At 51.3% G+C, this 25,904-nt stretch carries 25 protein-coding genes; 10 read left to right on the forward strand and 15 right to left on the reverse strand.

All coding sequences use genetic code 11. The annotated features are described in order from the left end of the window. Positions 1-10 precede the first annotated feature (10 nt). The 8 genes from SJI19_RS05220 to glyQ form a co-directional block, all read right to left on the reverse strand. The gene (locus SJI19_RS05220; protein ID WP_323477211.1) at positions 11-295 is read right to left on the reverse strand and encodes a helix-turn-helix transcriptional regulator; all 285 of its coding nucleotides are present in this window, start codon (positions 293-295) and stop codon (positions 11-13) included. Next, on the reverse strand, positions 285-605 hold the full coding sequence (locus SJI19_RS05225; RefSeq protein WP_323477212.1) for a type II toxin-antitoxin system RelE/ParE family toxin: 321 nt from the start codon (positions 603-605) through the stop codon (positions 285-287). Before SJI19_RS05225 ends, SJI19_RS05220 begins: the two co-directional genes overlap by 11 nt. 255 nt (positions 606-860) lie before the next feature. Next, positions 861-1,409, reverse strand: a complete 549-nt coding sequence (locus SJI19_RS05230; RefSeq protein WP_323477213.1) for an MltR family transcriptional regulator — start codon at positions 1,407-1,409, stop codon at positions 861-863. Positions 1,410-1,467: 58 nt separating this feature from the next. Next, positions 1,468-2,616, reverse strand: coding sequence for a mannitol-1-phosphate 5-dehydrogenase (locus SJI19_RS05235; RefSeq protein WP_323477214.1), 1,149 nt, complete (start codon positions 2,614-2,616; stop codon positions 1,468-1,470). A 198-nt stretch (positions 2,617-2,814) separates the two neighbouring features. Continuing rightward, positions 2,815-4,737 carry a PTS mannitol transporter subunit IICBA gene (locus SJI19_RS05240; RefSeq protein WP_323477215.1) on the reverse strand — a complete coding sequence of 641 codons (1,923 nt, stop codon included), beginning with the start codon at positions 4,735-4,737 and terminating at the stop codon, positions 2,815-2,817. A gap of 646 nt (positions 4,738-5,383) precedes the next feature. Continuing rightward, complete coding sequence (locus SJI19_RS05245) at positions 5,384-6,094, reverse strand: DUF3053 domain-containing protein (protein WP_416347511.1); 711 nt, start codon at positions 6,092-6,094, stop codon at positions 5,384-5,386. A gap of 388 nt (positions 6,095-6,482) precedes the next feature. Then, on the reverse strand, positions 6,483-8,552 hold the full coding sequence (gene glyS / locus SJI19_RS05250; protein ID WP_323477217.1) for a glycine--tRNA ligase subunit beta: 2,070 nt from the start codon (positions 8,550-8,552) through the stop codon (positions 6,483-6,485). An 11-nt stretch (positions 8,553-8,563) separates the two neighbouring features. Further along, positions 8,564-9,478, reverse strand: a complete 915-nt coding sequence (glyQ, locus tag SJI19_RS05255; protein ID WP_323477218.1) for a glycine--tRNA ligase subunit alpha — start codon at positions 9,476-9,478, stop codon at positions 8,564-8,566. Positions 9,479-9,572: 94 nt separating this feature from the next. Between glyQ and SJI19_RS05260 the strand changes: the two genes are divergently transcribed. Together SJI19_RS05260 and SJI19_RS05265 are read left to right on the forward strand one after the other, a co-directional pair. Next, entirely contained in the window at positions 9,573-10,004 is a 432-nt protein-coding gene (locus SJI19_RS05260) for an N-acetyltransferase (protein WP_323477219.1), read from the forward strand. 34 nt (positions 10,005-10,038) lie between these two features. Then, positions 10,039-11,082, forward strand: coding sequence for a LacI family DNA-binding transcriptional regulator (locus SJI19_RS05265; RefSeq protein WP_323477220.1), 1,044 nt, complete (start codon positions 10,039-10,041; stop codon positions 11,080-11,082). Between the two features lie 44 nt (positions 11,083-11,126). On the opposite strand, the gene SJI19_RS05270 is transcribed toward SJI19_RS05265, so the two are convergent. Further along, complete coding sequence (locus tag SJI19_RS05270; RefSeq protein ID WP_323477221.1) at positions 11,127-11,624, reverse strand: GNAT family protein; 498 nt, start codon at positions 11,622-11,624, stop codon at positions 11,127-11,129. A 146-nt stretch (positions 11,625-11,770) separates the two neighbouring features. Between SJI19_RS05270 and SJI19_RS05275 the strand changes: the two genes are divergently transcribed. From SJI19_RS05275 to ghrB, 4 genes are all read left to right on the forward strand, one after another. Then, a complete protein-coding gene (locus SJI19_RS05275; protein ID WP_323477222.1) occupies positions 11,771-12,226 on the forward strand; it encodes a GNAT family N-acetyltransferase in 456 nt (151 codons plus the stop codon). A gap of 364 nt (positions 12,227-12,590) precedes the next feature. After that, entirely contained in the window at positions 12,591-13,334 is a 744-nt protein-coding gene (locus SJI19_RS05280; protein ID WP_323477223.1) for a sugar phosphate isomerase/epimerase, read from the forward strand. A gap of 123 nt (positions 13,335-13,457) precedes the next feature. Continuing rightward, positions 13,458-14,723 carry an MFS transporter gene (locus SJI19_RS05285; RefSeq protein ID WP_323477224.1) on the forward strand — a complete coding sequence of 422 codons (1,266 nt, stop codon included), beginning with the start codon at positions 13,458-13,460 and terminating at the stop codon, positions 14,721-14,723. Positions 14,724-14,813: 90 nt separating this feature from the next. Next, a complete protein-coding gene (gene ghrB / locus SJI19_RS05290) occupies positions 14,814-15,812 on the forward strand; it encodes a glyoxylate/hydroxypyruvate reductase GhrB (protein ID WP_323477319.1) in 999 nt (332 codons plus the stop codon). Positions 15,813-15,866: 54 nt separating this feature from the next. Here the strand turns inward: ghrB and SJI19_RS05295 are convergent, their stop codons facing one another. After that, positions 15,867-16,382 carry an ATP-binding protein gene (locus SJI19_RS05295; protein ID WP_323477225.1) on the reverse strand — a complete coding sequence of 172 codons (516 nt, stop codon included), beginning with the start codon at positions 16,380-16,382 and terminating at the stop codon, positions 15,867-15,869. A 102-nt stretch (positions 16,383-16,484) separates the two neighbouring features. Here SJI19_RS05295 and SJI19_RS05300 point away from each other — a divergent pair, with 102 nt between their 5' ends. Both SJI19_RS05300 and SJI19_RS05305 read left to right on the forward strand, forming a co-directional pair. Then, the gene (locus SJI19_RS05300; RefSeq protein ID WP_323477226.1) at positions 16,485-17,483 is read left to right on the forward strand and encodes an AI-2E family transporter; all 999 of its coding nucleotides are present in this window, start codon (positions 16,485-16,487) and stop codon (positions 17,481-17,483) included. A gap of 102 nt (positions 17,484-17,585) precedes the next feature. Beyond that, positions 17,586-18,842, forward strand: coding sequence for a valine--pyruvate transaminase (locus SJI19_RS05305; protein ID WP_323477227.1), 1,257 nt, complete (start codon positions 17,586-17,588; stop codon positions 18,840-18,842). A gap of 186 nt (positions 18,843-19,028) precedes the next feature. On the opposite strand, the gene ibpB is transcribed toward SJI19_RS05305, so the two are convergent. After that, complete coding sequence (ibpB, locus tag SJI19_RS05310) at positions 19,029-19,508, reverse strand: small heat shock chaperone IbpB (RefSeq protein ID WP_323477228.1); 480 nt, start codon at positions 19,506-19,508, stop codon at positions 19,029-19,031. A gap of 90 nt (positions 19,509-19,598) precedes the next feature. After that, positions 19,599-20,012: a small heat shock chaperone IbpA gene (gene ibpA / locus SJI19_RS05315; RefSeq protein WP_323477229.1), complete on the reverse strand. Its 414-nt coding sequence runs from the start codon at positions 20,010-20,012 to the stop codon at positions 19,599-19,601. 396 nt (positions 20,013-20,408) lie between these two features. On the opposite strand from ibpA, the gene SJI19_RS05320 reads away from it, so the two are divergent. Then, positions 20,409-20,744 (forward strand): YceK/YidQ family lipoprotein, encoded by a 336-nt coding sequence (locus SJI19_RS05320; RefSeq protein ID WP_323477320.1) that lies wholly within the window; start codon positions 20,409-20,411, stop codon positions 20,742-20,744. 190 nt (positions 20,745-20,934) lie between these two features. Here SJI19_RS05320 and SJI19_RS05325 read toward each other — a convergent pair whose 3' ends face one another. The 3 genes from SJI19_RS05325 to dgoD all read right to left on the reverse strand — a co-directional run bounded on the left by SJI19_RS05325 (position 20,935) and on the right by dgoD (position 24,534). Further along, entirely contained in the window at positions 20,935-21,873 is a 939-nt protein-coding gene (locus SJI19_RS05325; RefSeq protein ID WP_323477230.1) for a 2-hydroxyacid dehydrogenase, read from the reverse strand. 28 nt (positions 21,874-21,901) lie between these two features. After that, positions 21,902-23,215, reverse strand: coding sequence for an MFS transporter (locus SJI19_RS05330; RefSeq protein ID WP_323477231.1), 1,314 nt, complete (start codon positions 23,213-23,215; stop codon positions 21,902-21,904). A gap of 170 nt (positions 23,216-23,385) precedes the next feature. Then, complete coding sequence (dgoD, locus tag SJI19_RS05335; RefSeq protein WP_323477232.1) at positions 23,386-24,534, reverse strand: galactonate dehydratase; 1,149 nt, start codon at positions 24,532-24,534, stop codon at positions 23,386-23,388. Between the two features lie 337 nt (positions 24,535-24,871). Between dgoD and SJI19_RS05340 the strand changes: the two genes are divergently transcribed. After that, positions 24,872-25,885 (forward strand): GGDEF domain-containing protein, encoded by a 1,014-nt coding sequence (locus SJI19_RS05340; protein WP_323477233.1) that lies wholly within the window; start codon positions 24,872-24,874, stop codon positions 25,883-25,885. Positions 25,886-25,904 lie beyond the last annotated feature (19 nt).

A 25,904-nucleotide genomic window follows, 5' to 3' on the forward strand; every position in this document is an offset into this window, starting at 1 on the left:
TGACAAACGGCTAGCAAATACTGATGTTTAAATGCGTTCCACAGGCGATAGCGTAACGTTCAAGCGTTGCAATACTGGCGCGGGCCGCATTACGCTCAAGTTTGCTGACGGCCGGCTGGGAAATCCCCATTCTTTCGGCTACCTGGGTACTGTTTAGCCCAGCTTTCGTTCTCATCGCAAGCAAAAGCTCCTGTAATTCTTCCTCTTTTTTTTCGGCCATATAAAGCGCATGGACCTCAGGGTCTGCCAGGGCCTCCGTTTTTAACCTTGAATAAGCAATGCCTTTAACTTTCATCAATCACCTCGTCAAGTCTCTTTAATGCAATAGCAATTTCTGCTTGCGGCGTCCGTGGTTTTTTTTTAATGAACGTCCTTAGAATATAGATGCGCCGACCTTGGGCAAATGCAAAAAAAGTACGCGAAATATCTTTTTTGCCGGCCCTTAACTCGAACAAACCATCCTGGATGATATCAGTATCCGGATAACGCAGATCATTACCTCTTGATTCTAATTTATCCAATGCAGACAGCGCTTTAGCCTTCATGGATTTGTCTAACTGATGGATCTCATGGTAAGCATCCGGGTGAAATATCAGTTCAAACATTGTTCCTCCTTAAACGTGAAGCAATGATAAAACACGCTGAACAATAACTCAATAGTTATATATAACCTTTGGGTTATATATAGCCTTTAGGTTATAAAATTGACGTATTGATACAGCGTTACAAACACGTTATGTCTTGCCACTGCAACATTATCCGTCCGTTCCCCCGGCTCAAAAAAAACAGGCGACACAACCCAGCCAATGGCCGGGTCTTTTTTTTTCAAAGGGACGTTTTTTGGATAAAATAACGGAAAATTACTTGAGCAGCAGTTTGTCGGTGAACGCTTTTTTGGCGCTGATGCGCACCAGGTACTCGGTAGTGGAGAGCACCATAGTGGAGCGCACTATCTGCTGGTAGCGCTGTTGCTGCATCCTGACCAGCGCATCATCCCCCGGCACTCGGGAAAACGACGGTAACGGAGGGAAGGCCGTGACACAATGCAGTTCGCTAAAGGGGCCGAGAATCTCATCATCAGTGAAACGGTACTCGTTAGGATCGTCTTGCAATGCTTCATGCAAGGCCATCAGTAGCTCGGCATCTTCGTATTCCTGACGGCTAATCACCCCCAGAGCATAAACCAGCTTCAGACGTACCGGCAGTTCGCCCAGGGGTCCGGCACCGACCAGCAGCGGTTCCACGGCATACTTCACCGCGTAATCATCTTTGCGAAAAATTTGTAACACCAGGATATCAACCGCCTCGGTTAACAACCTCACTGCCGTGCTCATTAAATCACTAACCGTGGTTCCTGAGTTAAGCTGCTCCAGGACCTGGTTTTCGTACAGTTGTGTATTTTCCGTCATAACCAAACACCATGTAAAATCCGACAGCGAGGCATTCCTCGCCCCCGGCTCTCGATCATTATTGCATGGCGTTATAGAGACTTACCACTTGCTCTACGACTTCACTGTCTTCTTCAAGCCCGGAAACCTGCGCCAGCGCCGCCCGTGGTCCTGATTTGTGCAGCAGCTCCGCCCACTCCCGCGCCTGGGGATCCTGCTCGCTATGATAATGCATGGCGGCAGCAGTACCCTTGGCCAAATTATCGTGACGCAAACCATAGTCCAGTGTGCCGCGCAATGGCTTGATCAACCGATCGCCAGCGCTCAATTTACGCAACGGCTGCCGGCCGACCCGCTCTACGTCATCGTGCAAATAGGGATTTTCAAAACGCTGTAAGATTTTGTTGATATACGCGGCGTGTTTATCCGGTTCAAAACCATAGCGGTTAATCAATACCGCACCACTCTCTTCCATGGCCCCCTTGACCACTTGGCGGATCGCCGGATCCAGGATGGCGTCACGAATGGTTTTGTGGCCGGCATACTGGCCGAGGTAAGCGGTAATCGCATGCCCAGTGTTGAGCGTAAAGAGTTTACGCTCGACGAACGCCATCAGATTATCTGTGAGCTCCATTCCCGCAATCGCTGGTGGCTGGCCCTTGAACTGGGTTTTATCCACAATCCATTCGCTGAACGTCTCAACCGTCACCGCTAGGGGGTCCTGAGTACCGGCTTCGGCCGGGGGTACAATGCGGTCCACCGCCGAGTCGACAAAACCCACGTGCTCTTCGACCCAGGCGTGATACTGTTCAGGCAGAGCCTTGAGCACGTGCTGTTTGAGTTGACTGGTGCCGCGAACCATATTTTCACAAGCAATAATATTGAGCGGGAGCACAGTCCCCGCGTCGTGGCGTTTGATCAGCCCTTGCGCCACAGTACCGGCAATCCGTTCCAGGATCTGCGGCCCTACGGCGGTAGTCACCAGGTCTACGGTGGCAATCAATGCCACCACATCTTGACTGGTGCTGTTTACCGCGCTCACATGGCTGACCGTGTCCACATGAGATTGTTCACCCACCACATGGACCTGATATTCACCCCTGGCGTTCAATGCATCCAGCACCGTTTGGTTCACGTCAGCAAATACCACCTGAACCTTGGCATCGGCCAATAATTTACCGATAAAACCTCGACCGATGTTTCCCGCTCCGAAATGTAATGCTTTCATAATATTAACCTTGGATTTTCCGAGTTAAAAAGGGGCCACTGTAGGCCCCCTCTCACATTTAACCTTTCCATTACCCGTGGCGGCGCCACTGCCGCCCTCTTTTGCACACGTGTTGGCAATGCCGGTTCATTCGAACCGCTTACCTACGCAAGCGATTAATGCACTCGCTGACCGCGCCGTCACGCAACATCCCTTGGCTTAGGCGTTTCTATTACTTTTGAGCAGCGCCAAGACCTCTTCCACCTCGGTGGTGTTAGTCAAACGGGCAATGACCGCCTCGTCGTCCAACGCATTGGTCAGACTGGTGATAACCTGAATATGCTCGTTGTTGCGCGCAGCAATACCGATGACCAGACGGGCAATATCATCCGCCTCGTCACCAAAACGCACGCCGTCAGGGTACTGACAGAATACCACCCCGGTACGCAACACTTTATCCTTGGCCTCAATGGTGCCATGAGGTACCGCAATGGACTCGCCCAAATAGGTGGACGTCAGCCGTTCACGATCCATCATGGCATCGACATATTCCGGCAGCACGTAGCCCCCTTTAACCAGTTGTTCGCCGGCAAAACGAATCGCCTGCTCTTTGTTATCCGCATGCTGGCCGAGGAAGATATTCGCCTCCGTCAGGCGGAACAGATTTTGTTCGCTATCTTCAAAACTGTCATCCAGCGTGGCGATCACCTTTTCCTGGTTGGCCTCATTTTTTTGCACTGCCACCAGACGTGCCACCAGATCGGTATACAGTCCGCTATCCAAAAAATTGGTCAGCGAAATATGTTGAGCCTGAGGCGCATGACGCATGGCGCGCTCAGTCAGATCGCGATGAGTTATCACCAGATCCACATCTTCGGGCAGGCTATTGATAGCGGTATTGGTCACGCTGATATTGGTTAACCCAGCCTCTTTGACTTTTTTACGCAATACCCCGGCACCCATGGCGCTAGAGCCCATGCCCGCGTCGCAAGCAACGATAATTTTGCGCACTGCGCTCAAATCATTGCCAGCGCCAGCGTTAACCGATGCGGTCAACCCTTTGGACTGAGCCTTCATATCTTTGATGCGACGGGTCGCGTCTTCCAAATCGTCGCCTTCTTTCACTTTCATACTTTTCAGCAATATAGAGGCCACTACAAATGATACGGCAAACGCCGCGACAACCGCTGCGATATTGGCAAAATAGCTGCCTTTTGGCGTCATCGCCAACACCGCCAAGATCGAACCTGGAGAGGCCGGAGATACCAGGCCGCCATGCAGTACGCTCAGTGTAAACACGCCGGTCATGCCACCCAGGATAACCGCAAGCAACAAACGCGGGTTCATCAGCACATAAGGGAAATAGATTTCGTGGATACCACCCAAGAAGTGGATGATAGCTGCGCCGCCAGCGGACTGTTTAGCATTGCCGCGACCAAAAAACATATAGGCCATCAGTACGCCCATACCTGGACCCGGATTGGCTTCAATCAGGAAGAAAATTGACTTGCCGGTTTCGGTAGCCTGCTGAATGCCCAACGGCGAGAAGATACCGTGGTTGATGGCGTTATTGAGGAACAGGATTTTCGCCGGTTCAACAAAGATTGATGCCAACGGCAGCAAATCGTGGCGTACCATCATATTGACGCCCAATGCCAGGGCATGCGAGAGGATTTCAACCAGCGGTCCGATAGCCAGGAATGCCACGATAGCTAGCAGCATGCCGATGATACCGGCAGAGAAATTGTTAACCAACATCTCGAAGCCGCTTTTGATTTTGCCGTCGACCATCCGATCAAAACGCTTGATTGCCCAGCCGCCCAGCGGACCCGCCATCATGGCGCCCATGAACATAGGGATATCAGCCCCGGCAATGACACCCATGGTAGTGATTGCGCCGACTACGCCGCCGCGTTCACCGCCAGCCAGTCGCCCGCCGGTGTAACCGATCAGTAACGGCAGCAGGTAGGTTATCATTGGGCCGACTAATTTAGCCAAGGTGGCATTCGGCGCCCACCCGGTCGGTATAAACAGCGCGGTGATGATCCCCCAGGCAATAAAGGCGCCGATATTCGGCATCACCATATTACTGAGGAAACGGCCAAAATTTTGTACTTTGACCTTGATATCCGAAGAAGACATAAACAAACACCCCTATTGATACGCGCCGGATCATAAGGGCGCGTGAAAATTGTTGCGACAGTGTTGCACAATCTGTCGGTGGTTCTATTAACAGCGCGACTCTACCACGACCCGATGACGAAGCGTACCTAGCGGTAAAAATGTGACAGAAATCACGCCATACCCCCCTGATATGGCCCTATATAGGTGATATTCATCACAAATATTTTATGTAAATAAAGCACAAGCCGTTTTTTTAGCCACTTCTGGATGAAAAAATGTGATGTACATCACTTATCGTGGTTGTGTATTTGTTTTATAAATGTGATTTACATCACAAATTATTTGCGGACTGACGCTCATTACCCCCTACAAGCCTGACTGCACAAGGCTCGGCCTTCAAAAAACCAAAGATGAGTAACAGGGTCTGTAAGAAATTTACCATTCATCCGGCGATCGTCTGGACGTAAAGGAGGGGTATGCGCGCAGGCTGTGACAAAAGCGTTAACGGCCGGTGATGACAGCGATGTCATTGAGCGCCTCAACGTAGTGGGGCAATGCGGGGAGCTGCCCCATTGCCGGTTAATTTACGCAATGGGACAACGGACGCCTGGCGTGTCCTCAGGCTAGGTTATGACAACGGCACCAGCGTTAGCGAAGGCGTGGCCTAGTGTACGCCAGCGGCGGCCTGGGCCTGTACTAACTGTTGCTGCTGGGTTTGTAAACCCGCCATCAGCTCATTGTACTGAGTCGCCTGCAACCGAGTGGGAAACGCGATGGAGTTGGCGCCGTAGGTGACTTGAGCACCTTGCATATTCAGAAAATTACCCACTTGAACCAACGTTTCGGATAACGTTGCGGCACTGGTCACCACCGGTGTCACATTCTGGGCTGGCTGGGTAACCAGCTTGGTATAGACCTGGGCATACAACGCTTTCAAATCATCAGGCTGCTTAAGCGCGACACGGGCATCATCAGCCTGTTTTTGCAAACGCTCAATTTGTGGCCCCAGCAGATTCAATGCACCTGCTGCTTGCTGTAAATCGCCCCGATGGGAAAGATAATCCTGCGGCACCCTGATCTGGTTAATTTGATCGAGTACCGGCATAAGGCTGGCGTTAACAGCCTGCGTATATTGTTGGGTGAACGTCAGCAAGACTTGATAATCGCTGACATAGGTACCGAATTTTTTCTTTTGATCCTCACTGAGGGTCGGCAAGCGTTCACCACCAGGCAGTATCGTGGTTTGCAGGAACTGCATAAACGCCTTACGTTGATCCGGTTCTTTATCGCCGCAGGCGGTAAGTTGCACCGCCAACAGTAGTAGTACTGGCATCATCAGCACATAGCGGTAATGCGCCAGTCTGTCCCTTAACATCATGACCAATACTCCCGTAAAATCATGTCTCTATTACATTGCATGGATGCCCGTGTGGGCACCCTGATGCGGATATGCTGCTAAGCCTATGCCCGTTATACCCAGGTTGCAGGTGCGTCGGCCTTCCTGCAACGCGAATTATTTAAGGTATATCCCCGTCATACTTCACGCTGCAGGTTCGTTGGCTTACCTCGCTCACCCCAGTCACTTACTAGAGTAAGCTCTTGGGGATTCACTGCGTCGCCGCCTTCCTGCAACGCGAATTATTTAAGGTATAGTCTCATTTCAAGCTTACAGCGGCGTCAAACGTCGCTTACAGCCGATGACTCGTCCGATCGGGCCACGCCAAGCGGCGGCGTTATGTTTCCACCACGCCGCGCCAACGCAACTATTGCAGCAACGAGATATCGGCAACCCGTAGGAACAGTTTTTGCAGCTGATCCAACAGGGTTAAACGGTTGATACGCACGGCATCATCGTCGGCCATCACCATGACCTGATCGAAAAACGCATCTACCGGCTCGCGTAGCGCCGCCAATTCTACCAACGCGTCCTGGTAGCGACCTTCGTCAAACAGCGGCTGCAGTTTATCGCGCAATACCGTCAGGTAGGTGGCTAACTGGATCTCGGCCACTTCCTTGAGTGTAGCCGCTTGTACGTCCTGGTTGAGCTTATCCGTAGCTTTAGCCAAAATATTCGATACCCGCTTATTGGCAGCGGCCAATGAGGCGGCGGCGTCCAGGGTACGGAAATAGCTCACCGCCTTCACCCTGGCGTCAAAATCCGCCGGGCGGGTAGGACGTCGCGCCAGCACCGCCTGGATGGTATCGACACTATGGCCCTCTTCCTGGTACCACGCGCGGAAACGGCCGAGCATAAAGTCGATCACATCATCCACCGCGCGCAAATTGCTCAGCTTTTCACCATACAACCGCACGGCTTGCACCGTCAGGGTTTGCAGATCCAGCGGCAACCGCTGCTCGACGATAATGCGCAGCACGCCCAGAGCTGCGCGACGCAGGGCAAATGGGTCCTTGTCGCCCTTCGGGTGTTGGCCGATGCCAAAAATGCCAGCCAGAGTATCCATTTTCTCGGCGATGGCTACAGCGCAGGAGACCAATGTGGACGGCAGCGCATCACCGGAAAATCGCGGCTGATACTGCTCTTTCAACGCCAGCGCCACTGCTTCGGGTTCGCCGTCGTGGCGGGCATAATGCATGCCCATCACCCCTTGGGTGTCGGTAAATTCAACCACCATATTGGTGACCAAATCACACTTGCTCAACAGGCCGGCACGGGCGGCTTGTTCAGCATCGGCACCCATCTGCTCGGCAATCCAGCCGGACAGCGATTCGATACGGTCGCTCTTATCGCGCAAGCTGCCCAATTGCTGTTGAAACAGTACGCTATCGAGACGCGGCAAACGATCCGCCAGCCGCACTTTGAGATCGGTGTTAAAGAAAAATTCGGCGTCCGCCAAGCGTGGCCGTACCACTTTTTCATTACCGGATATCACCTGCTGCGGATCTTTTGATTCGATATTGGCGACAAAGATAAAATGCGGTAACAACTGCCCCTGGCGGTCATAGACCGGGAAATATTTCTGATCACCTTTCATGGTATACACCAGCGCCTCAGGGGGCACAGCGAGAAATTTTTCCTCGAATTTCGCCGTGAGCACCACCGGCCATTCCACCAGCGAGGTCACTTCCTCCAGCAGGCTATCGGTCAAATCGGCAATGCCGCCGATCTCCCTGGCCGCCGCTTCAGCGTCACGCTTGATTTGCGCCTTGCGCAGATCATAATCGGCCATCACTTTACCGCGTTCAAGCAGCAGGGCAGGATATTGATCAGCGTTATCCAACGTCAGTTCCGCCTCGCCCATGAAACGATGTCCGCGCAGTATACGGGCGGAGTCGATCCCCAGTACCCGGCCCGGAATCAGCTCGTCGCCCAGCAGCATGGTCACTGTGTGCACCGGGCGGATAAACTGGGTATCGTTTTCCCCCCAGCGCATCATTTTCGGCACGGGTAGCTTAGCCAGGACAAGGTTCACCATATCGGCCAGCAGTTCTTGGGCACGGCGACCCTTCACTGTCGCCCGGTACAGCAACCATTCCCCTTTATCGGTGATGGTACGCTCAGCCTGCTCGACGGCGATGCCGCAACCGCGCGCCCAGCCTTGCGCCGCTTTGGTGGGCTGACCATTGGCATCGAAGGCCTGCGTTATGGCAGGGCCGCGTTTTTCAACTTCCCTGTCAGCCTGGGATGCACTCAGATCAGCGACTTTTAGCGCCAGGCGACGGGGAGAAGCGAACCATTTGATCTCACCATGGGGAAGATTAGCGCTATCAAGTTCAGCGCCGAATAACGTGGCAAAGGATTGCGCCAGGTGGCGGAGTGCCTTCGGCGGCAACTCTTCCGTACCGATCTCCACCAAAAAAGTATGTTGCGTCATGAGCCGGCCTCTTATTTCTCGTTCTTCTTGCACATCGGAAAACCCAAGGCTTCGCGCGAAGCGTAATAAGCCTCAGCAACGGCTTTGGTCAAGGTGCGAATGCGCAGGATATAACGCTGCCGTTCGGTAACTGATATGGCCTTGCGGGCATCCAGCAGATTAAAACTATGCGCCGCTTTCAAAATACGCTCATAGGCGGGCAGCGGCAGCGGATGCTCAAGCGCCAACAGCATCTGCGCTTCTTTTTCGTACTGATCAAAACAGACGAACAAGAAATCGACGTCGGCATACTCGAAGTTGTAGGTGGACTGTTCCACTTCATTTTGATGGAACACATCGCCATAGGTGGTTTTACCCAGCGGGCCGTCGCTCCAGGTCAGGTCATAGACACTGTCCACGCCCTGCAAATACATGGCCAGACGCTCCAGTCCATAGGTGATCTCACCGGTAACCGGACGACATTCAAGGCCACCCACTTGCTGGAAATAAGTGAATTGTGTCACTTCCATGCCGTTGAGCCACACTTCCCATCCGAGTCCCCAGGCGCCAAGCGTCGGATTTTCCCAGTTGTCCTCAACAAAACGGATATCATTAATGGTCGGATCCAGACCCACTTCTTTGAGCGACCCGAGATAAAGTTCCTGGATATTATCCGGTGACGGCTTGATGATGACCTGGAATTGATAATAGTGCTGCAGCCGGTTGGGGTTTTCACCGTAACGGCCGTCAGTGGGGCGGCGCGACGGCTGGACATACGCCGCGGCGATAGGTTCGGGACCGAGCGCTCGCAAGCAGGTCATAGGATGGGACGTACCCGCGCCGACTTCCATATCCAACGGTTGGATAATAGTACAGCCTTGACGCGCCCAGTAGTCCTGTAAGGTCAGGATCAAGCCCTGAAAGGTCTTGGGGTCAAACTTTTGCATGTTGAATTCGCACGCGATAAAAGTGGGTTTATTAAGAATGCGCCAGTATACCCTCTGGCGTTAAGATATACAGCCCAATTAAGGAGCTAAAGCGATGATTCGGCCGTTTCAATCCGACGACATACCTGAGCTGCTGGCGCTTTGGCTGGAAAGCACCACCCTTGCCCATCCGTTTATCCGGGCAGATTACTGGTTGGAAAGCCTGCCCCTGGTGCGGGACGAGTATCTGCCGCAATCCCTCAGTTGGGTGGATGAGCGTGATGGCGAAATGACGGGATTTATCAGTATCCTAATGGGGCAATTTATCGGCGCAGTATTCGTCGCGCCACGCTATTATCACCAGGGTATCGGGCAGGGGCTCTTGGCGCAGGCCAAACAGCGCTTTACGGTTTTGGCCTTGGAGGTCTATCAATTAAACCACCGCGCGCGCCATTTTTATTGGCATCAGGACTTTCGGCAAATCGGCAAAAATTTCAACGCCGAAACCGGCCATACTTTATTGACGCTGCAATGGCGCCGCCATTAACAGTTGTCGTTGTTAACACCAGGAGAAAAACGCCGTGAATCAATCAAAGGGAGCCAACGCCTCGGGACGCGCCACCATCAGCGATGTGGCCAAAGCCGCCAACAGCGGTAAAACCAGCGTTTCGCGCTATTTGAACGGCGAGCTCAACGTGCTATCAGATGATCTCCGCCAACGTATTGAAACCGCCATCGTGCAACTGAATTATCGGCCAAGCCAAATGGCCCGCAGTCTGAAAGGCGGGCAAACCCGGCTGATTGGGCTGATTGGGCTGATTATCGCCGATATCACCAATCCCTATTCGGTGGACGTTATGCGCGGCATCGAAGCGGCCTGCCGCCAGCGGGGTTTTACGCTGCTGGTGTGCAATACTAATAACGAAGTCAATCAAGAACGTCATTATCTGCAGTTGCTCAATGGCTATCAGGTAGAGGGGATTGTGGTGAATGCGGTGGGTATGCACGAGGACGCACTGGCGATGCTGCAGCAATCCTCTTTGCCAATGGTGCTAATCGATCGCAAGATCCCGGATTTTTCCTGCGATATGGTCGGACTGGATAATCATCAGGCGGCCACCATCGCCACGGAGCATCTGATTGAACAAGGCTTCGAAGCCATCATGTTTCTTAGCGAACCCCTGGGCACCGTTAATACGCGTATCGAGCGGCTTTTGGCGTTTCGCGCCTGTCTGGCGGCCCATCCGGAGCGGGTGGCGGAAGTCGCGGAAAGCGCCCTGGACGATATCACGACCCTGGATACCATCATCAAGGATTTCAATCGTCGCCACCGGGGCATGCGTAAAGCCATCCTGTCGGCCAACGGCGCGCTGACACTGCAAATTGCCCGCACCTTGCGACGCCAGGGTTTGCATTGGGGCAGCGATATCGGGCTGCTGGGTTTTGATGAACTGGAATGGGCCGAACTGGCGGGCGTGGGTATCACCACGTTTAAACAGCCAACCTACCAAATTGGCCACGCCGCGCTGGAGCAATTACTCAAGCGGATTCAGGGCGTCAATGAGCCGGTATGCGAGCAGGCCTTTAGTGGCGAGTTGATCGTCCGGGGCTCGACGACCCGTTAGCTGCCCGATTAAATGGACCTACTGTGGCAGTGATGAACCGCAACTCAGTGGGGATCTCGTCGCATAAGCAGCGCGTCATGAAACACCCCATCAATACATAACGCGCGACGATCCGTTGCCCACGGTGTAAACCCGACTGAACGGTAAAGACGTTGTGCCGACGGGTTGGTTGCCACGACTGAGAGCTTCACGATCATGCCGGCCCCGGCTTCCAGCAATGCCGCCCGGAGCAGGGCCAGGGAAAGACCGGTTCCCCTCATGTCAGCACGGACATACATCCCCCAGAGAGTGGCCACATGGCACAGCTTTGGGGCAGTATTAACACTGATGCCAATGATGCCCTGTAGCCTATTTTGCCGGTCAACGCCGCCAAAAACGGCATTCGATTGCAAACGCTCGGCGAAAAATTCTTGTGGTTTCTGGCTTTCATCGGCAAAAGACGCGCCAAAGGCATCAGGGTGGAGCCTGAGCGCTTCGAGTCTTATTTCCCGAAAGTCGTCAACATCACTGCCGCGAATACGCCGTACCGCAAATGTATTCATTTCCTGCTCCTAGCATCAGTAACACAAGACGTTTTATTTGATAAAATAAAGGGCGGTATTCACCATAACACCCAGGTTGTGAAGTGAAAATTAAAATGGTAAATATACTCTTGTCCTGATTCCAGAAAAAAAATAAAGTCATAAAAATGAGAAAGATAAAAGAATGGCGTCACGATCATTATGTGATCAGTACCGATAATTCAACGTTAGATATCCCGGCAATACATCACGCCCTGACCCGCTCAACGTGGGCCGCAGGCATTGATGAAGATACGGTGCGTGAATCCATAAAAAACAGCCTCAACTTTGGCGTCTTTGACAATGGGGTGCAGATAGGATTTGCCCGGTTTATCACTGATTATGCCACTTTTGCCTATCTGTGTGATGTTTACATTCTTGAAGAATATCAGGGCAAGGGCCTCGGTGGATGGCTAATTCGTTGCTGCCAGGAGCACCCAGTGACCACAACGCTACGTAGAATGATGCTGTTTACCACCACAGCGCCATGGCTCTACCAAAAATTGGGTTACCAGCCTATCAACAAACCTAATTATGCCTGGGCGATAACACGCCCGGACATTTACCAGACGCCAAAAAAATAATAATTTTAATGCTCAACCTTGAGACGACCCCCATGGCAGCTCCACCACCTACGTTTCCATAGCACCTATCATCGAGGTGCGGTTGGGTAGCTCATTTCAGCATATCGCAAAATGTTCCCCAAAGATGTCATGACAGTATTTCTCAGTTATCTGCACGCGTGATCAAACGCCACCTCTGGGTGATTTTATCCTCAATATCCTAACAATCCCCTTCTTATTGGCAAAAACCGCGCTTTAGCATTTTTACGTGTATGCATTAATTAGTGACGTCGATCATAAATCTGACATAACAAGCTGTTCAATGGAACCGGTACCATTTACCGTTAAGCCATCCCTCGGGAAAACCCGGCCAAGGAGTCAAAACATGAAACATGCCGTCTTTGTGGTCACCGCCGCGTATGGCAAAAACAACGTAGTCGCCTTGGGCGGGCAGCGCAAGCTGTTGCCGATTATCGCGTTATCCGGCGCCGATGGGGTGGAAATTCGCCGTGAACTGTTAACACAGACCGACCTGCAGTCCTTGCCGGAACTGGCACGTGCCATCGCGTCTCATGGTCTACGCTGCTTTTACTCCGCGCCGCAAGCGCTGTTCGCTACAGGCGGCGCGTCAAACCCCTTGCTCCCCCAGCTATTCGCCGAAGCGGAGCAACTGGGTGCCGAACGTCTAAAACTCTCGTTAGGCCACTTTACCACCAGCGTCGGCACTGAGGCTCTGGCCGCGTTCCTGCATACGCAAAACGTGAAGCTGTTGGTGGAAAACGATCAAACGGCGTGCGGCACACTCGCACCACTACAGGCCTTTTTTAACCGAGCTACTGCCGACAGGTTGCCGGTAAGCATGACCTTCGATATGGGTAACTGGCATTGGGTAGGACAACCGCCCCTTGCCGCCGCTGATGCCTTGGCAGCAGTGGTTAACTATATCCATGTCAAGGTTGCCGCCAGATCCGGCAACGATTGGCAAGCTGTGCCGCCGGAGCCGAGTGACCCAAGCTGGCGCCAACTGCTGGAACACCTGCCGGACAACGTCCCTCGCGGGATCGAATTTCCGCTAGCGGGAAAGGATCTGGTGGCCGAGACACGACGTTTCGTGGCTTTGCTTCAATAGAATTGACCTGCCGGGAACGCGCCTACCGGTATAACCCTACTCTGCTTTCATTAAATGGTACCGATTCCATATAAATAAAAAGCACCTTGGCGCCCCAAAGACCTATTCAATCAAGGACTACCCATGAGCATCGCGAAATTAGCACCAAAGCGCTGGTGGTATATTATGCCGATTATATTTATCAGCTACAGTCTGGCCTATCTCGACCGAGCCAACTTTAGCTTCGCCTCGGCGGCCGGCATCAATACCGATTTGGGCATTACCAAAGGGATCTCCTCACTGCTGGGCGCCCTGTTCTTTCTTGGTTATTTCTTTTTTCAAATCCCCGGCGCGGTCTATGCTGAACGGCGCAGTGTCAGAACCCTGATCTTCTGGTGCCTGGTATTATGGGGTGTATTTGCGTCGTTAACCGGCATTGTCAGTAATATCCCGATGTTGATGGCTATCCGCTTTGCCCTGGGCGTAGTAGAGGCGGCGGTAATGCCGGCACTGCTGATTTATATCAGTAACTGGTTCACCAAGGCGGAACGCTCTCGGGCCAATACCTTTCTGATCCTGGGCAATCCGGTGACGGTGCTGTGGATGTCGGTGGTCTCGGGGTATTTGATTAACGCCTTCGGCTGGCGCGAAATGTTTATTTTCGAGGGCATCCCGGCGGTGATTTGGGCGTTTTGCTGGTGGGTATTGGTAAACGACAAACCCGCCCAGGCAAAATGGCTTTCCGAAGATGAAAAACAGGCGTTGCAGCAGCAATTGGCCAAGGAACAAGAAGGTATCAAGGCGGTACATAATTACGCCGAGGCTTTCCGTTCACGCAACGTCATAATCCTTTGCATGCAGTATTTCGCTTGGAGTATTGGGGTTTACGGCTTTGTATTGTGGTTGCCATCCATCCTGCGTAACGGCATGGAAATGGGCATGGTGCAGGCGGGATGGTTATCGGCGGTACCTTATCTGGCGGCGACCATTGCCATGGTAGTCGTATCCTGGGCATCGGATAAGCTGCAAAATCGTAAAATCTTCGTCTGGCCGTTATTATTGATCGGCGCACTGGCGTTTATTGGTTCCTATTTACTGGGCGCGCATCATTTCTGGGGGTCTTATGCCTTGCTGGTGATCGCCGGCGCGGCAATGTACGCGCCTTACGGCCCTTTCTTCGCCATCGTGCCGGAAATGCTGCCGCGTAATGTCGCTGGCGGGGCCATGGCACTGATTAATAGCATGGGCGCTCTGGGTTCATTTGTCGGATCCTGGGTCGTGGGTTATCTCAATGGTGCGACTGGCTCGCCTTCGGCTTCGTATGTATTTATGGCCGTAGCCTTGTTGGTTGCAGTGTGGCTGACATTGATCGTCAAGCCGGCACAACATGCACAGCCCATTAAGGCATGAGAACACGCGGGGTCCTGCTGTCGTTAATGAGCAAAAATGTTATGCTGCCGGTTATCGTTTATGCGTGATAGCCGAACAACGGAGATGATGATGAAACCTGCTGTGGTATTGTACAAGTCTTTATCGGACGACCTGCGTCAGCGCCTGAACGCGTTTTTTGACGTCACCGAAATCCCAGGACTGGACGAGGAAAATGTCAAAAAGTACGCTTCGGTCTTGCAAAAAGCGCACGGTATTATCGGTTCTGGCGGCAAGTTTGACCAAAAAATGCTTGATAGGCTGCCGCAGCTAAAGGTGGCGTCGACCATTTCAGCCGGTTATGACAAATATGATGTCGACGCGCTGAATGCCCGCGGTATTTTACTGATGCATACCCCAAGCGCCCTGACCGACACCGTGGCCGATCTGCTGATGGGCCTGGTACTGGCCACCGCGCGTCGCCTGCCAGAATTGGCACAACGCACCAGGGTGGGCGAATGGCGCGACAACGTCTGCGCCGACTGGTTTGGCAGCGATGTGCACCATAAAACCCTGGGTGTGGTTGGCATGGGACGCATTGGCATGGCGTTAGCCCAGCGGGCGCACTTGGGCTTCTCCATGCCCATCTTATATAATGCACGCCATCAGCACAGCGAAGCGGAACAGCGCTTTAACGCTACATACTGCGATCTGGATTCCCTGATGGCCAAGGCCGATTTTGTCTGTATCATCCTGCCGCTGACCGACCAGACCCATCATCTCATTAACCGCGAACGACTGGCCAACATGAAACCCAGTGCTATTTTGATCAACGCCGGTCGCGGCCCGGTAGTGGATGAAGTTGCGTTGATTGAGGCGCTGGAAAATCACACTATCAGCGCCGCTGGCCTGGACGTATTTGAACAAGAGCCGCTGGCGACGGATTCACCCTTGCTACAACTGCCCAACGTGGTGGCGCTGCCGCATATCGGTTCCGCCACGCACGAAACCCGCTATGCCATGGACGCGACCGCCGTGGACAATCTGATAGCCGCGTTCAACGGGCAGGTTCAGGAAAATTGTGTTAATCCCCAGGTGGCGAATTCATCCGGCGCCGGCGGGGAGTTTTAGGCACGATCCCGCATTTTCCATGCGCACTGCTCATGGAAAACGGTGGGACATCACCTAACTTCCCCTGACAATATTGAGTCCTTCCTCCGGTACCGGTGCGACAAAATAGCGGGTGAGCAGATCGAACTCCTCATCGCTGGTATTGTAAGGATGCAGGCCGGCAGCATTTCTGGCCTGCAGCCGCTGCTTACAAACCACATCAGGCAGATCAAGAAAATGCAGCACATGCCCAACACCGGCCAGTTCCGCCATCTGCAGTCCCCAGGCCCGAATGGCTGGGGTATTGAGCGGAAAATCCAGCACCACCGAGAGTCCGTGGCGTAAAATCTCCACTACGTGTTCCTCCAGCAGATTGCGGATGCGTTCCGAACAGCGAATATAGTCCGGGATCTGCGCGATCTGATTGGGATACAGTACCGAAAGCCAACGATCTTCCACGATCAGTAAACCTGCCCCATTTTCACTGAGTTTTTGCGCCAAGGTGGATTTACCTGCACCGATTTTACCGCTTATCATATGCAACTGAGGCGCGGGCAAATTCAATGATGGGTGGCTCGAATAGTCGGTCATTTTGTCCTCCAGAACCAAAAAATACGTTTTGCCGTTATCAAGGGCTATGCTTTACTTCGGTATGAGATAAAATGGAAACAGGCGATATTTAAAGGAACACTAATGACCTTAAGTCATACTCATATTAAACTCAGCAGCTATGTCCTGATGCTGTTGTTTATCGCTATTATCATCCCACTACATTTATTCCCCTGCTTTGTTGCAGGTTTCCTGGCCTATGAAATCATTTTTGCCCTGACGCCTTTTTTTGAGAGGTTCATCGGCGGTCGGGCACGTTGGGTGGTGGTCAGTATCATCGCCGCCGTCGTGGTTGTCGTTTTAACGCTAGGCGTGGTGAGTCTGGTCAGTTTTTTAACCGCAAATATTCAAAAAGGCATAGACTTAACCGCAGAGTCCAACCGTCTTTTCTCCGGGTTAAAAAATCGTATTCCCATCGAACTGCCCGCTTTTTTGCCGGAAAGCGCCGAGGGGCTGAAAAATCAAATTTTCGCTCTGGTGGAGACCAACCTCATTACCATCCGCAATATGGGCCGCAGTTTCCTGCATGGTTTTATCACCATTTTGATCGGTTTGATTATCGGCGCCATCATTTCCCTGAATAAACCTACCGGCCGCACCACTTACTTTCGGGAGCAATTGCAGCAACGGGTACAAAATTTATCCAACGCTTTTCGCAATATCGTGTTTGCGCAAATAAAAATTTCGTCGGTTAATACGATATTAACATCTATTTTACTCTTGGTCGTCTTTCCCTTATTTAAGATACATCTACCGCTTTCCAAAACGCTAGTGGTCGCTACCTTTATTTTTGGATTATTACCGATTATTGGTAACTTGATATCAAATTTTCTCATGATTATCTCGGCGTTATCCGTTTCGCTGCCGATTGCCGGGGTAGTGTTGGCTTACCTGGTGCTGATCCATAAGCTGGAATATTTCCTTAATGCCGAAATTGTCGGCCACCGGATCCAGGCAAAATCATGGGAATTGTTATTGGCTATGCTGGTTTTTGAGTCGGCCTTTGGGTTAGAGGGTTTAGTCGCAGCACCTATCTATTATGCCTATCTTAAAACCGAACTGCGCAGCCTGGATTTGATTTAAGACGAGACAGTTATTGAGGTTTTGGTTGCCTGATACGGCCAATGCGCTAAGGTATGCTACGTCTTTGGTCTACATCACCTCAATGGGCACTGTATAGGCACTATGACTTTCTCGCTGTTCGGCAAAAAATTTACCCGCCATTCCGGCATCAGCCAGTTAATGGACGATATGAACGACGGCCTGCGTTCTCCTGACGCCATTATGCTCGGTGGCGGCAACCCTGCCGCCATCCCGGCGATGGACCGCTATTTTCAGACCTTATGCCAATCCATGCTGGAACAAGGCTCCCTTTGCGAAGCGCTGTGTAATTATGACGGTCCACAGGGGAAAGACGCGTTGCTCAACGCCCTGGCGGATTTATTACGCCAGGAGCTCGGCTGGCCAATTTCGGCAAAAAATATCGCCGTGACCAACGGCAGCCAAAGCGCTTTTTTTTATCTGTTCAACCTGTTTGCCGGACGGGGTGCCGACGGTCGGCTGCGTCGGGTGTTATTCCCGCTGGCGCCGGAATACCTGGGTTATGCCGACGCGGGACTGGAAGAGAATATGTTTGTCTCAACCAAGCCCACCATCGCCCATTTGCCGGAAGGTCAGTTTAAATATCATGTGGATTTCGACCACTTAAGCGTGGGTGACGATATTGGGCTAATTTGTGTCTCCAGGCCCACTAACCCCACCGGCAATGTGTTAACCGATCTGGAGTTGCGACGCCTGGACACCCTGGCCCGCCAGCACCAGGTGCCTTTATTGATCGACAATGCCTACGGCTTGCCTTTCCCTGGCATCATTTTCAGCCAGGCCACGCCGCTATGGAATCCGAATATTATCTTGTGCATGAGCCTGTCTAAACTGGGTTTACCGGGGGCGCGTTGTGGCATTGTAATAGCCAATGAGGCGGTGATTAGCGCAATGGGCAACATGAACGGTATCATCAGCCTGGCACCGGGGGGAATGGGTCCGGCGCTAGCGAGCGAGATGATTCGGCGTGGCGATCTGATCCGATTGTCGCAAACCGTGATAAAGCCCTTTTACCAGCAACGCGTGGCACAGACCATTGCCACACTGCGCCGTTATTTACCACCGGAGCGGTGCCTGATACATAAACCGGAAGGGGCCATTTTTCTCTGGTTATGGTTCCAGAATCTGCCAATCACCACCGAGATGCTTTATCAACGACTCAAGCAGCGTGGTGTCTTGATGGTACCGGGCCACTATTTCTTTCCCGGACTGGAGGTCGATTGGCCGCACGCCCAGCAATGCATGCGCATGAACTACGTCCCCGATGCCGATAAAATCGAACGCGGCATCGCGATCCTGGCGCAAGAAGTAGAACGGGCACATCGAGAGAAGGTCGGTTAGCGCACCGGGCCAAGCAATAAAAAAACAGCCCGTAGCCTAGGGCTGCGAGCTGTTTTTATTGACAGGTACCTGACGGGGACAACGTGATGCGAAGTTAACTCACGTCGTCCCCTAGGTTCAAGTCCGCGCCGCGTGGTGCGCGGTCTGAGCCCGGTGTATCACCGGGCATATGAGCAAAGACGCCTGTTATTGCACATCAACCGGCGCGGCATCGCTCTGGTGTTGCAGAACCTGAGGATTGGTACTGCCGGCGATAGCAATAGAACGCGGCTGCATTGACTCAGGAACATGGCGTTCCAGATCAATATACAATAAACCGTTGACGAATTCCGCCTGCGCTACCGACATATGTTCCGCCAGAGTAAAACTCAGGGAGAACGCCTTACACACCAAGCCCTGGTGCAAATATTCCACCTGCCGCTCAGGCAAGGTCGGTTTGCCCGAGATACCCAAGCGCGGCCCTTCCACTTCGATATTCAATTCTTCTTGCTTAAACCCGGCCAGCGCCAGAGTAATACGATAATGGTTATCATCACTCTTTTCAATATTGTACGGCGGGAAGCTAAAGTCGTCCAAATTGCCCTGCATGTTGCTGGCTAATTTGTCAAAACCGATCCACTGGCGAAGCAGCGGAGTGAGATCGGAGGTGAGATTGTAGTTACGCATGAATTTGACTCCTTCTATGAAGCGAGATAAACAACCCAACCCAAGGTTGGGTCAGCCCCCGATTACGGCGGGCCTACCGTCAAAGCCGGTTTATTTGATTTCAATACGGCGTGGTTTTAGCGTTTCCGGGACCACCCGTTGCAAGTCAATATAAAGCAGGCCATTTTCCAAATTGGCGCCTATAATTTGAATGTGCTCGGCCAGTTGGAATTTGCGTTCGAAATTACGCTCAGCAATACCCTGATATAAATAATTGCGCTCAGTGGATTCTTGCGGATGGGCGCCTTTCACCGTCAATAAATTATCATGGGCGGTTATTTCCAACTCATGTTCGGCAAATCCGGCGACCGCAATCGCAATGCGGTATTGATTTTCATTTACCAATTCAACGTTATACGGGGGGTAGCCGCCGTTACTCTGGTTTTGTCCGGCTTCCAATAAATTAACCAGCCGATCAAAACCAATGGCGGAGCGGTATAGGGGTGCTAAATCAAAATTACGCATTAAAAGCCTCCAACGTTCAGCGAGGTGACATACGACCTTCCGGATGGACAGGTCAGTGACCCGAATACCCTTTCGGCATATTCTTCTTTGGTCACAGTATTAACATGGTGGCACCACTGCTTTTTTCAAGCTGGAATAAGAAAAAAATATCCTTCGGTGAGCAAAAATTGCAAGTCGCGGGCGTAAGATCCATTACACTGATAGCATCTGAATGGGGGTCATTAGGCTTGAACATAATTCACAATATCCCGCGCTCCCCCGTTGGCGGCTGGATGAGGGATCTGCAACAACCCTCGGTCATGGGCAAGACACAATCGAGAGTTATAATAATCAGTATATCTGCCCCTTTGGAACTAAAACAGCAACCATCATGGATGCGGTATAACTATGTTAATAATGACATGTAAGAATGCCTTAAAAATAGCGTTACCCCTTTTAGCTGCGGGTTATGCACTGATGGGTGCAACTGGATGTTCAAGCATAATGACCCATACCGGACCAAATCAGGGTTATTACCCCGGCACCCGCGCGAGTTTGAATATGCTGGAAGATAAGGAGACCCGTTGGAGCATGATACCGCTGGCAGCGATAGACTTACCCTTCTCTGCGGTATTGGATACGGTATTGCTACCCTATGACTATCTACGCAAAAACAGCGATAAAAGCCGCGAATCTCCTCGTGAGCGTATGCTGCATGGTACCCACTTGCCTACTGACACGCTGGCCAAATAAGACGGATGGCAGCAGCCAGATAACGCTGGATCAGGCTGTTCCTGCCCGCGTCCCGCATCAGGCCGACGCCACAGCGCGAGCTTGAGCAATGGCTCGCGCTGTGGCCCTGCCGCTTTTGCATTTGGTGGGCGTATCGGCTAAGACGATTTTCCCGCCGATACGCGCCGGTCTCACAATTCACAATCTCGGTTTAATAAGGAGCCACCGGCGTTAGCAGCGGTTGGCCGGCCATAAATGCAGCAATATTATCAAATACCAAATCGGACATAGCGCGCCGGGTGGCATGGGTGGCACTGGACATGTGTGGGGTGATCACCACGTTGGGGCGATTAAACAGCGCGGCGGGTACTCGAGGTTCGTCGCTAAAGACATCCAGTCCAGCACCGCCGATAATGCCGTGGTCCACGGCCGCGATCAGGTCCGCTTCATCGACCACTGTACCGCGGGCGATATTGATTAATATGCCTTCACTGCCCAGTGCAGCCATGACCGGAGCGTTCACCAGCGAACGGGTTTTTTCACCACCGTTCACACAAACCATTAGAAAATCGCTGGCCGCAGCCAGTTCAACAATCGACGGATAAAACGCCCATGGGCTTGCGGGTAGTTGCCTATAATCGTTATAAGCAATAGTCATGTTAAACGCGGCAGCACGTTGGGCAATAGCTTGGCCGATACGACCCATGCCAAGAATACCTAATCGTCCGCCGGAGACTTTTTTCGTCCAAGGATAGCCGCCGCTCAGCCAGCCGCCTTGCTCGATAAACCGTTGCGCGCCGACAAGCTGGCGCGACGTCGCCAGCAGCAACCCCATCGCCATATCCGCCACATCCTCGGTCAAGACCTCCGGGGTATTGCAGATTTGAATACCACGCCGCTGTGCGGCCATCACATCGATGCCGTCATAACCGACGCCAAAATCGGCGATGAGGGATAATTGAGGGAACTGAGCCAGAAATACCTCGCTCACCACCGACTCCCCATTCACCACCAAGACCTGAGCCTCGGCCGCTAAGCGTCTGCGCTCATCTGCAGTAGCCCTCTGGTAATCCACCATATGGAACTGTTGTTCAAGCCGCTGGGTCAAGGTATCGGGTAACATAGCTGCTTTAATAATGTTATAGCACATACTGTTCACCTAAATGCTTGGATGGGAATTAGTTTGATGCCGGGGAAACGGAACCCGTGCCCGACGCCGGCGTATTGGTTCTGCCGACAAAAATGCCGATGATGCCGCCAAGAATCAGTGCGATGGCGATAATCAACAACCCGTAATGATAGCTATTGGTCAAATCCTTGATTTTTCCTAGCAACGGCGGTAGACCCAGGCCAGCGAAGTTGGCGATGGCGTTGATAAACGCAATCGAAGCCGCCGCCGCCACGCCGGTCAGTTTCTCGGTGGTGACCGCCCAGAAAATTGGCGTCAGTGCAAAGTTAAAGCCCACCGTCAAGACCAGCAGAATATAGGCCAGCCATAGGTTTGCGGTATAAATCGAGACGGACAGCAGCACACCAGAGATGATCAGCGGCACCCCTAAATGCAACGCCCGCTCCTTGGTTTTATCGGAATGACGTCCGTTCAGGTACATAAACAGACAGGCAAAAACAAAGGGGATCGCCGCTAATACGCTGATAACAAAATTACTCTTATCCGCCACCATGCTTTTGATAATCAGCGGCAGGAACAGGGTGATGCCAATCGAGCAGAACGCCTGCAGAAACCACACTAGGCTTAATAACCACACCACACGATTTTTTAGCGCGCTGCTCCAAGAATGATTTTTATTCATTAATGCGCCGGCATTATCCGCCGCCAGGGTGGTGGTCAGCCAATTTTTTTGTTCGGCGCTCAGCCACGGGGCTTTAGCTGGGGTATCGGAAAGATAAAACAACACCAATATCCCCATCACTACCGCCGGCACACCTTCGATAAAGAACAGCCAGCGCCAACCTTCAACGCCCCCCAGACCATGCAGGCCTAGCAAGCTACCGGAAACCGGCAATCCGATAATCGACGCCAGGACCGAACCCATATAGAAAAACGACATGGCCCGGGCGCGGTTGCTTTTGGGAAACCAACAAGAAATATAATAAATAATACCTGGAGCAAAACCCGCCTCCGCCATGCCAAGCAGGAAACGCATCACGTAAAGTTGATGAGGCGTATGGATAAACCCCATACCGGTACTGACCAAACCCCAGGTAATCATAATGCGCGCAATCCATAGCTTAGCACCGACTTTGGTCATTAATATATTACTGGGCACTTCAAATAAAATGTAGGAAATATAAAACATCCCTACACCTAAGCCATACATACTGGTGGTCAATCCCAAATCAGCATTCATTTGCAACGCCGCCACCGAAATATTCGTTTTATCAAGGTTGGAAATAAAATAGCAAAGAATAATAAAAGGAATTATTTTTAAATTTAATTTACTCAGGGTAGAGGTACTTAAATCGATATTCATATCATCACCTTTGAACCATACTCAATAGGATTTCCCCTATTAAATATGGTGAAGTCATGCAGAAGAGTACTGCCGATTGGGCTGGCCCCCGCTACTTACTGACAACGGAAAAATGCGGGATACAGCTTTAATGGCTTTACTGTCGGGTATCGGTTATCCAACCGCAATATTTACCACTCCGCCACAGCCCCGTCGGGATATCGCCAGACCGGGTTACGCCAGTTACCGGCGTTTTTGCTGCGCTCAATGACTAATTCTTCATTGATTTCCACACCTAGGCCCGGTTTATTTAATGGATAAAAATATCCATCGGTCATTTTAAAGTCGTCTTTATTAATGACATAATCCAATAGCTCCGCACCTTGGTTATAATGAATACCCATACTTTGCTCTTGTAATACCGCATTATAGGAAACAAAATCCACCGCCAGGCATGATGCCAGGGCAATGGGACCGAGCGGGCAATGGGGCGCCAGCGTCACATCATAGGCCTCCGCCATGGAAGCAATTTTCAAACACTCGGTTATGCCGCCCGCATGGGACAGATCTGGCTGAGCGATGGCCAGACCGCCGGCGGCCAACACGCGTTTAAAATCGAAACGCGAGAACATGCGCTCGCCGGCGGCAATAGGAATCGAGGTGAGCGCCGCCAGGCGCGGGTAATATTCCGCCTGCTCCGCCAGCACCGGTTCTTCAATAAACAGCGGCCGGTAGGGCTCCAGTTCTTTAATCAGTAACTTAGCCATGGGTGCATTCACCCGGCCATGAAAATCCAGGCCGAATTCAATGTCAGAACCCATCGCTTCACGCACCTGCGCGGCCACGGCCACCGCCGCGTCCACTTTGCGCGAGTTATCGAGCAATCCCATCTCTTCGCAACCATTGAGCTTAAAAGTATCAAACCCGATTTGCGTCAACTTTTTCATGCCGTCAATCACATCGGCTGGCCGGTCACCGCCCACCCAGCTATAGGCTTTAATCCGATCGCGTACCAGACCACCCAACAGTTGGTACACCGGCACACCCAGTGCCTTACCTTTAATATCCCACAATGCCTGGTCGATGCCGGCAATGGCGCTCATCAAAATAGGGCCGCCGCGGTAAAACCCTGCGCGATATAAGGTCTGCCAAATATCGTTAATGCGTGCCGGGTCCTGGCCAATAACATAATCCGCCAGCTCGTGCACCGCAGCCTCCACGCTTTGGGCGCGACCTTCAATAACCGGCTCTCCCCAGCCAACGATGCCCTCGTCAGTCTCGATCTTCAAAAACATCCAGCGAGGTGGCAGCCGGTAGGTGGTAAATTTAGTGACTTTCATCAGGTCTGTTCCTTTTAAGCCGGTTTAACACTCTCTTACTGTGGCGAAACACAGTCATACCATGTCGCAAATTGTAGCACCAATATTTAATATTGTACTACAATGTAGATCACACTTTACACAATCCCCCCGCTAACGCCGAGTGCGGTCATATGAGCACAATGTAAAGTGAACACATTTGGATTCAGGTAGTAGTTCATCTTCTGTTAAAACAAATTCTTCATCATTTTTATGAAAATCTTACATTTTATCGAGCATCATACCTTTTGCTTGAAATATGAACTCATTATAATCATCCTATGGCAACGACAAAGAAAAACTCACCGTTGGATTATTGATGAAACAGCCATTAACCCGGGTCGAAGAACTAACGAAGATGCCACCACCGGCAACAGCGGGACAACTTTGTATAAAGTCTCATTATGTAAGCCCCGATACCAAAAATGCAGATGTCATTAATTTATTTTCAACATACCATGCTGTTTTTCTTCTTCCAGTTGTTGAAGATGAACGCCCGATAGGAATGATTAATCGTAGTTTTTTTTTCACTCAAATCTCCCGTAATTTTTATCGGGATATTTATGAGAAAAAAAGCTGCACCACCTTTATGGATAAAAACCCTCTCATTATTGATTGCAACTGTTCGATCCAGAATGCCTCGTCTAAATTTATTGAGTACTTCGACAAGTTCCTTGAAGGTGGTTTCATTATCACCAACAATACCAAGTACATGGGGATTGGCTATGTTATTGATTTTATAAAATACATCTCAGATTTAAATGCAGAAATGAATCAAAAACTTGAGGCAGTGGTCAAGGAACTGGACTTTAAAGCAAACCATGACGACCTTACCGGCGTGTATAATAGAGCTGCATTTATCTCCAAATTTAACGAGTTACGGTCTACATCCGCCGGTACATTAGTGCTTTTCGATATCGATGACTTCAAAAGCATCAATGACACATTCGGTCATCCAATGGGCGATGCGGTTATAAAAGAAATCATCACAATGATTAAAAAAATTCTTCCTGACAATTCGATCATAGGAAGATTTGGTGGGGATGAATTTGGTTTTTTGATTGAAGAACTCGAAGAGCGTCATATCAGGTACATCATTCAAAAAATTATGTATAACTTTCACACCACTCCACTCACCTGTATCCCAGAGCGTTTTATCACTATTAGTGTTGGCATTATGATTTCTGCTGTTGATGTTAATTTTGAAAATATTTATCACATTACTGACACGGCTTTATATCATGCGAAGAAACAAGGGCGCAACAGAGTCATACTGGCAGAAATCATAAACGGATCTGAAAACGTTAATTATAAAGAGTTTCTCTTTTTTTAATGGTCTGAAAATTTTACCG

This window comes from Acerihabitans sp. TG2 (assembly GCF_035013185.1).
GTDB lineage: Bacteria > Pseudomonadota > Gammaproteobacteria > Enterobacterales > Enterobacteriaceae > Acerihabitans.

Excerpts from the sequence above, each read along its gene's own strand:
- SJI19_RS05260 (WP_323477219.1), top strand. The coding sequence starts at position 9,573 with ATGATTCGGCCGTTTCAATCCGACGACATACCTGAGCTGCTGGCGCTT.
- SJI19_RS05320 (WP_323477320.1), top strand. The coding sequence starts at position 20,409 with ATGACATGTAAGAATGCCTTAAAAATAGCGTTACCCCTTTTAGCTGCG.
- ibpA (WP_323477229.1), bottom strand. The coding sequence starts at position 20,012 with ATGCGTAATTTTGATTTAGCACCCCTATACCGCTCCGCCATTGGTTTT.
- glyQ (WP_323477218.1), bottom strand. The coding sequence starts at position 9,478 with ATGCAAAAGTTTGACCCCAAGACCTTTCAGGGCTTGATCCTGACCTTA.
- SJI19_RS05285 (WP_323477224.1), top strand. The coding sequence starts at position 13,458 with ATGAGCATCGCGAAATTAGCACCAAAGCGCTGGTGGTATATTATGCCG.
- SJI19_RS05270 (WP_323477221.1), bottom strand. The coding sequence starts at position 11,624 with ATGAATACATTTGCGGTACGGCGTATTCGCGGCAGTGATGTTGACGAC.
- SJI19_RS05300 (WP_323477226.1), top strand. The coding sequence starts at position 16,485 with ATGACCTTAAGTCATACTCATATTAAACTCAGCAGCTATGTCCTGATG.
- ibpB (WP_323477228.1), bottom strand. The coding sequence starts at position 19,508 with ATGCGTAACTACAATCTCACCTCCGATCTCACTCCGCTGCTTCGCCAG.
- SJI19_RS05230 (WP_323477213.1), bottom strand. The coding sequence starts at position 1,409 with ATGACGGAAAATACACAACTGTACGAAAACCAGGTCCTGGAGCAGCTT.
- SJI19_RS05340 (WP_323477233.1), top strand. The coding sequence starts at position 24,872 with ATGAAACAGCCATTAACCCGGGTCGAAGAACTAACGAAGATGCCACCA.
- SJI19_RS05280 (WP_323477223.1), top strand. The coding sequence starts at position 12,591 with ATGAAACATGCCGTCTTTGTGGTCACCGCCGCGTATGGCAAAAACAAC.
- dgoD (WP_323477232.1), bottom strand. The coding sequence starts at position 24,534 with ATGAAAGTCACTAAATTTACCACCTACCGGCTGCCACCTCGCTGGATG.
- SJI19_RS05275 (WP_323477222.1), top strand. The coding sequence starts at position 11,771 with ATGAGAAAGATAAAAGAATGGCGTCACGATCATTATGTGATCAGTACC.
- SJI19_RS05225 (WP_323477212.1), bottom strand. The coding sequence starts at position 605 with ATGTTTGAACTGATATTTCACCCGGATGCTTACCATGAGATCCATCAG.
- glyS (WP_323477217.1), bottom strand. The coding sequence starts at position 8,552 with ATGACGCAACATACTTTTTTGGTGGAGATCGGTACGGAAGAGTTGCCG.
- ghrB (WP_323477319.1), top strand. The coding sequence starts at position 14,814 with ATGAAACCTGCTGTGGTATTGTACAAGTCTTTATCGGACGACCTGCGT.
- SJI19_RS05245 (WP_416347511.1), bottom strand. The coding sequence starts at position 6,094 with ATGTTAAGGGACAGACTGGCGCATTACCGCTATGTGCTGATGATGCCA.
- SJI19_RS05305 (WP_323477227.1), top strand. The coding sequence starts at position 17,586 with ATGACTTTCTCGCTGTTCGGCAAAAAATTTACCCGCCATTCCGGCATC.
- SJI19_RS05235 (WP_323477214.1), bottom strand. The coding sequence starts at position 2,616 with ATGAAAGCATTACATTTCGGAGCGGGAAACATCGGTCGAGGTTTTATC.
- SJI19_RS05295 (WP_323477225.1), bottom strand. The coding sequence starts at position 16,382 with ATGACCGACTATTCGAGCCACCCATCATTGAATTTGCCCGCGCCTCAG.
- SJI19_RS05240 (WP_323477215.1), bottom strand. The coding sequence starts at position 4,737 with ATGTCTTCTTCGGATATCAAGGTCAAAGTACAAAATTTTGGCCGTTTC.
- SJI19_RS05325 (WP_323477230.1), bottom strand. The coding sequence starts at position 21,873 with ATGTGCTATAACATTATTAAAGCAGCTATGTTACCCGATACCTTGACC.
- SJI19_RS05330 (WP_323477231.1), bottom strand. The coding sequence starts at position 23,215 with ATGAATATCGATTTAAGTACCTCTACCCTGAGTAAATTAAATTTAAAA.
- SJI19_RS05220 (WP_323477211.1), bottom strand. The coding sequence starts at position 295 with ATGAAAGTTAAAGGCATTGCTTATTCAAGGTTAAAAACGGAGGCCCTG.